Raw genomic sequence first — 3320 nt, 5'->3', positions numbered from 1 at the left:
TATATGCACTATGCTAATCTGGATGATTTCTTCAAGGACTATACCTATACACTAGCTCATCAAGGCATCTATGCCGTAAAAGGCAAGAAGGATATTGAAGGCTATACGAATGGCCTCTTCCGTTCGGGTGGCGCTCGGTACGACTATGCAGCTTCTGGTTATGGACATTACATTGGTCAAATGCGCTCCATTCGTTCTGGAGTCAATCAGGCTAACAATGGGGTTTTGGATAAGCTTGATCGTGGAGAATTGATTGGAAACCTTGGCGGACCTGCGGAGGTTTCTTCTGCGACTAAGGACCCACGAATCGATAAGATGGTCCAGTGGTTTGAAGCAAGGCAGGGTAAAGTCACTTACTCTATGGGAGCTCGGACAGGTCCAGGCTCTTACGATTGTTCTTCCGCTATCTACTATGCAATGCAAGCAGCAGGCTTTCCAGGAATTGGCACTTGGCCTTTCTCTACAGAAACCGAACATGATGCCCTAAAGCGGGCAGGTTATCAGTTAGTCGCAGAAAACAGGCAGATTCCTCTCCAGCGTGGAGACATCCTTATATGGGGCAAGCGTGGATACAGTGCTGGGGCTGATGGGCATACAATGCTCATGAAAAACAACTCGGATATGATTCACTGTAACTTTCGGCATAATGGTATCTCAACCAACAACTATCAAGCATATCTCCAAAGTATGGGGCGAGCGGTCTATACATACGTTTACCGTATGCCGAACCAAAAAGGAGACGGGGAGACTAGTGCTCCGAAAACAGAAGCGGTTCTGAGAGAAGCGGATAGTCTTAAAAATCGTACAGTCGGTTCTGGTGAGTGTTACGGCTTAGCAGCTTGGTATTCTATGAAACTGAAAGGTCCAGGTCTTGGTGGGGGTTTGACTGGTATTACAGACGTTATTGGTGACACTATGCGTGCTTCTCATATTGGAGATGGGTACAACTTCGCTAAGTACGGCTGGAAAGTTGTTAGAGGTGGAGGAGATATTCGGGCCGGTGGATTGTATAATGTTAAACCAAACAACGGGACACCCCCTCAAACAGGCTACTATGGGCACACTGGGATTATCCGAAAAGTTGAAGGGAATCGTGTCACGGTTCTTGAGCAGAATTTCGCTGGTAAGCGGTATGTTATTGAGAATACCTACGATCTAGCCACCTTTAGAACTGGCATGCAAACCGTTTGCTACCCACCGGAATTGGCCAACGGAGGTTCCATTGGAGTAACTCCAAAACCTGCTGAACCTAAAAAGGAAGAAGCGAAAGCAGAGGTTACCACAACTACAAACGAGGTTGTAGAAGTCAAGATTGACCCTAAAAAGTACCAGGAATGGAAGAATGAGAAGGGGCAGGTTGAGTTCTACCTCAAGAACGGAGTGCTCTATGCGCCTCTATCCCGGGACCTTTACCCATCTGTGTTATCTGGTCGAGAAACAAGTGATAACTGGATCCGCAAGGACATGAAGATTGAAACGGATTCGCAAGAGACCTTGATTTCCAATGGTTTGCGGGAATTGCGCAAACACGCCTATCCGAAAATCACCTATGAAGTTGATGGCTATGTTGATTTGGAAATCGGGGACACCGTGAAGATTCGTGATGAAGGTTTCACACCAACACTCATCCTCCAAGCTCGGGTATCTGAACAGACCATTTCCTTCACCAATCCTAGCAGCAATAAGACTGTCTTTTCGAATTTTGTCGCCTTAGAAAATAAGGTGTCTAAAAATCTCATGAATGAGTTGGAGAAGATGGTTGAGGATGCGCGGCCTTATGAAATCCGTCTGACAACAGATAACGGAGTCGCCTTTAAGAACCACAATGGTTCGTCGCTCTTGACGGCCCAGCTTTTTAAAGGTAAGACCGAGCGCCAGGCGATCTTTCTTTTCAAGGACCTAGAAGACAGGTTCCTGGGGACCAACCAACAATTGGAGGTTAAAGGGAGCGATGTTGAAGAGGTCTTGAATGTGGTTGTTGAGGCTTATGTCGATAATGTTCTTGTTGCTAAAACGGATATTTCTTTCACCAATGCCATGGATGGGGCAGTCGGAAGGGCTGGTGAGAAAGGGGCAGACGGACGGACGCCTTATTTTCATACAGCATGGGCGGATAGTGAAGATGGCCGGCTTAATTTCACGGTCGAGGATAGTGCTAATAAGGAGTACATGGGAACCTACAGCGACCACACGCCGGAGGATTCGACTGATCCAGGACACTATAAGTGGGTCAAGGTTAAAGGTGATGACGGACAGGACGGGCAAGATGGGCGGGGGGTGGTCAATTACACCAACTATTACGCTCTGACTGATTACGAGGGCGGGGTTACCGTTCCGCACGGAAACTTATTACAGGAGAGTGATTCCCGCTGGGAGAGCACTAATTTTCAGTCTAAGGTGTATCAATTGGCAGAACCGCTTGAAGCAGGGGCTACCTATACATTAGCCGTTCGCTGGTGGCGAACTGGGCAAAACTTTAACAACTATAAGCCCATGGTCTTCTACAATGGATGGCGCTTGCAGTTATTGGCTCCCATCAATACGACCAATAATCAACAAAGCTCATCAAAATTGGCTTATGATTCAGAGTTGGATTTTTGGTGGGGGACTTTCACAGTTCCTAAAGAAGAGACCATGAACGATAGTCAAAAAGCGGACTATGCCAATAAAGCTAATCCGCGAATCGAGATTTACCGTCACGGTTCTCAAGCTAGCAAGGATGTGACTGGAAGTAATGATGATAAGCTTCGCTCTGGTGCGGACTGGGCTGTTTTGGTCAAGGGGACTACTCCTATTAAGGGTCCGCTTAAAGCAGACAAGGAGTTGGGCTGGAGCTTAGATCCGCAATTGGTGACACCAGAAAAACGCTTCCTCTGGTATTACCGCATGGAAGAGTATTCCGACGGCTCTGTGAAAACGACTGAGCCTATTTTGCTTGCCGTCCATGGCGAGAAAGGAGAAAAGGGAGACCCTGGAGAAAGAGGTCTCCGCGGTCTTCAAGGGGAACGTGGTGAGCGTGGGATCCCTGGACAAAAGGGAACTGATGGGAAAACTCAGTACACCCACATCGCTTATGCCAATTCTGCTGATGGTCGCCAAGGGTTCTCTGTTTCGGACTCTAACCGCACCTATATCGGTATGTATGTTGACTTTGTAGAAGTTGACTCTACAGACCCAACCAAGTACCAGTGGACCTTGGTTAAAGGTTCCGATGGTCGAAATGGTACACCAGGACCAAAAGGGGCAGATGGTCGAACACCATACTTCCACGTTGCTTATGCAAGTTCGGCAGACGGACGGACTAACTTCAGTACAACTGA

At 47.6% G+C, this 3320-nt stretch carries 1 protein-coding gene; it reads left to right on the top strand.

Annotation, left to right across the window (positions count from 1 at the left end):
• Window positions 1-3320: peptidoglycan amidohydrolase family protein (locus N4310_RS08000; protein WP_262092757.1), on the top strand; the 3320-nt coding region annotated here is incomplete at both ends.

It is taken from the genome of Streptococcus danieliae (assembly GCF_025447695.1).
GTDB classification, from domain to species: Bacteria; Bacillota; Bacilli; order Lactobacillales; family Streptococcaceae; genus Streptococcus; species Streptococcus danieliae.
Note: the sequence above shows the minus strand (reverse complement) of the source record. Positions and strands in the feature narration are given on the sequence as shown.